Annotated in this window: 4 protein-coding genes; all 4 read left to right on the forward strand. The window is 66.5% G+C overall.

The window, feature by feature from the left end; all coding sequences use genetic code 11:
* The first annotated feature begins 198 nt into the window (after nucleotides 1-198).
* Genes F6Q13_RS17005 through F6Q13_RS17020 form a run of 4 tightly spaced genes read left to right on the forward strand, consistent with a single transcriptional unit; the run spans nucleotide 199 to nucleotide 2,957 of the window.
* On the forward strand, nucleotides 199-507 hold the full coding sequence (locus tag F6Q13_RS17005) for an RNA 2'-phosphotransferase (protein WP_293059061.1): 309 nt from the start codon (nucleotides 199-201) through the stop codon (nucleotides 505-507).
* Nucleotides 504-1,652: a hypothetical protein gene (locus F6Q13_RS17010; protein WP_293059064.1), complete on the forward strand. Its 1,149-nt coding sequence runs from the start codon at nucleotides 504-506 to the stop codon at nucleotides 1,650-1,652. Before F6Q13_RS17005 ends, F6Q13_RS17010 begins: the two co-directional genes overlap by 4 nt.
* A 10-nt stretch (nucleotides 1,653-1,662) precedes the next feature.
* A complete protein-coding gene (locus F6Q13_RS17015) occupies nucleotides 1,663-2,226 on the forward strand; it encodes an LpqN/LpqT family lipoprotein (protein WP_293059066.1) in 564 nt (187 codons plus the stop codon).
* 35 nt (nucleotides 2,227-2,261) lie between these two features.
* Nucleotides 2,262-2,957 carry a hypothetical protein gene (locus F6Q13_RS17020; RefSeq protein ID WP_293059069.1) on the forward strand — a complete coding sequence of 232 codons (696 nt, stop codon included), beginning with the start codon at nucleotides 2,262-2,264 and terminating at the stop codon, nucleotides 2,955-2,957.
* The last annotated feature ends 28 nt before the right edge of the window (nucleotides 2,958-2,985 follow it).

Genomic DNA, 2,985 nt, shown 5'->3' on the forward strand with positions numbered 1-2,985 from the left:
GGAGTCCATTGGAAGATTAATAAAACGAATTAACGGCGCGGGACACTAGGTTGGCGTCGACTACGCGTTGTGGGTATCTCGCCCCTTGACGAAAACGCCGTCCATATCAGCTGCACGGTGCGCGTAAACGTTTGTGTTCGCCAGCGGTAAGCAGCACCGCTACGATTTTCTCTAAAGTCGCGTTGGGAAGGTGCGCCGATGGCGGCGGAGTTAATCCGGGTGGACCCGGCGGCGGTGGCCGCAGGCAGCGCCCAGCTGGAGACCGGTGTGGGCGACGCTGCGATCGACTTCATCGTCCACGAGGACCAGCTGGCTGACGCCGCGCCGGGCTGGATCGGAGAGTCGGCCAAGGCGCTGTCGGAAGTGATGGCGCGCTGGGAGATCCGCCACACCCAGCACAAACGCCGGACCGGCGAATTGGCCTACCACATGGCCACCGCGGGGACCGCCTTCACCACCAACGAGGAACACAGCGCGCAGGCGCTGTCGTCGATCTGCCCGCGATGAGCGGGCTGACCCCCGACGACGTGCGCCGCTGGGACGCCGCGGCGGTGCTCAAGGTGTTCCAGGTAGCCACCAACCGCGCGAAGACCCTGTACCGGTTCGGGGAGGATCTGGGCCAGACGGGCCAGCTGCTCCTCGACTGGCAGGGCGAGGCCGGCTCGGCGTTTCACCGCAGCCTGGGCGCGCTGCGCACCGACATCGACAACGACGGCCGCGAGTCGACACAGGTGGGCGCCGCGGTGAGCACGGCCGTGGCGGACGTGCAGGCCTGCAAGGCGATGATGAGCGAAATCGACCAGGCCGCCGAGCAACTGGGCTTTACCATCACCGAGGACTGGAAGGTCGATGTCGGCGATACCGCTGCTGTGCTGATGGGCTCGCGGGAAGCCGAGCTGCAGCGCCAGATCCTTCAAACCGATCTCGACGCGGTGAAGTTCAAGGCGCACAGCACCGACCACGAGCTGGCCGCTGCGATGCGCACCGCCGTCAGCGACCCCCAGCTCGGCACCGACAGTGACGCTGGGGCCGCGTCTTCGCCTCGAAAGCCCAACGCGGAAGCCGACGGCAGCGCCGGCCGATTGCCTCCAACGCCGGCACCGGGAGCCGGCGCTCACGCCGGCGAGGATCCCGGGCTGACCGTGACGAAGGGGGATGTGGCGATCGGTGCTGCGGGTGCGGTCGCCGGTGGTACCGCCGAGGGTGTGCGTCAGACGACGCTGCAGTTGATCGAGGAGTCTCCCGGTACGGGTCCGGGTAAGGCTTCCCCGGGCTTGTTGAAGTGGCTGGAGGATCCACAGATCGGCGGAGTCGAACTCAAGGGGTTCTCCCGAATCGGCGGGGTGGTTGGTGCGGCCAGCGCGGTACCGGCCGTCATGTCCGACATCCATGACGGCGACTCGGCGGCCGAGGCCATCACCCGTGAGGGCGCAGGTGTCGCCGCCGGGCTGTGGGCGGGCGCGGAGACTGGTGCAGTGATCGGTTCGCTCGTTCCGGGTGCAGGGACCGCGGTTGGCCTGGCGGTGGGTGCCGTTATCGGAGCGGGCGCCGCCTTGGGTGCATCCAAGTTCGTCGAAGCGGCCTGGCAGCCGGTCGCGGATGCGGTCGGTAGCGCGGTGCGCGGCGTGGAATCGGTCTTCGGTTTCGGGTAGGACGACGGCGATGCGATTCGATGAGTTCGTGCAGAAGCGCGGCCTCGCTGTGTCTCCGGTCAACCGGTTCGCCGATTTTCTCGTCGAGGTGGGGGTGCCGCCGGGCTGGGAGCCGTTTGACTCCGCCGTCGGGGTCCGTGTGTGGGCCAATCGCGACGACCCGTGCATCAAGGAGTTTTGCGCTAACGCGGTGTTGACGATGCATCGCGTCGCGGCCTCACTGGACCCCGCTGAAGTGTTTACGATGCTGGCTGACCAGCAGCTGCAGTCGGCGCCGGGATGTCGCGAACTGAGCCGCGAACTCGGCCCGGCCGGTGATGCTGCCGGGGTTCAAGGATCACTCGCAATGCGGATCGCCCATGAGCTCGGCACGATCGACAGCGCGTCACAAACCCGGATCATCACGACGGGGCAGGACACACTGATCGCGCAACTCACGGTGACCGCGCGACACGATTCACCGGTGAACCGCGCACACATCTGGCTGACCGTCCGGCCGAGTGCGACGGCAGGTCCCGCGCCCGCGGGTCACCGCGGCGTCGTGCCGGCAATCACCACCCGAGACGGCCAGTGATAGCCAGCGGCGGGAGGAAAGGCCGTTGGGGGCGCATGCTCCGCTACACCTTCGCCGCGGTTTTATTACTGTTCGCCGTGGTGGCATTGCGGGCGGGAGGGCAGTGGTACTGGTCTCTCATAGGATTCTGCACGGTCGGCATCATCGTCGTTGGGCAGCGTCGGATTTTTCGTGCTGGCGTGAGCAGATCCGGCGACGAGATTGTCTGCCGCTACGTGCCCTGGTACGAGGGCAACGCGTACAGCGCACTAGTGCTGATCCCGCTGATGGGGATCGCCATGGTTGCGGCGGGGGGCGCTTCTGGCAATCCGGCGTGGCTGCGGCCGGGCGGGATCTTTCTTCTTCTGGGCGCGACCCCGCTGACCGTGTACGGCATCGTCCGTATGTGGCTTCGAAGTCTTCTCTGCATCACCCCGTCGACGTTGACCGTGCGGTCGCCCGAGCGACGGGGTCAGTTGACCGAAATCCGGCGTGAGCTGGTCGAGTCGATCGAGCCCAAGATCGTCCCGATTGTGAGCGCTTTGTCGCTGCAAGTCGCAATCACCTACCGCCCCGTAGATGTCGGCACCGAGGCCACCAAGACCGTCATCCTCGGCCTGCGGCTGACCGTTCGGCCGGTCAACCTTCTCAACGCACTCGTCGCCTGGAAAGACGGTGCCGACGACAACCCCAGCGAGCTGTTGGATCGGGTCGAACGAGTCCTTCGAGGCCACTCGATGGCCGGCGTGTGACCCCTCGCGTAGCTCGACTTGATAGCAG

Source organism: Mycobacterium sp. (genome assembly GCF_008709575.1).
Classification (GTDB): Bacteria; Actinomycetota; Actinomycetes; order Mycobacteriales; family Mycobacteriaceae; genus Mycobacterium.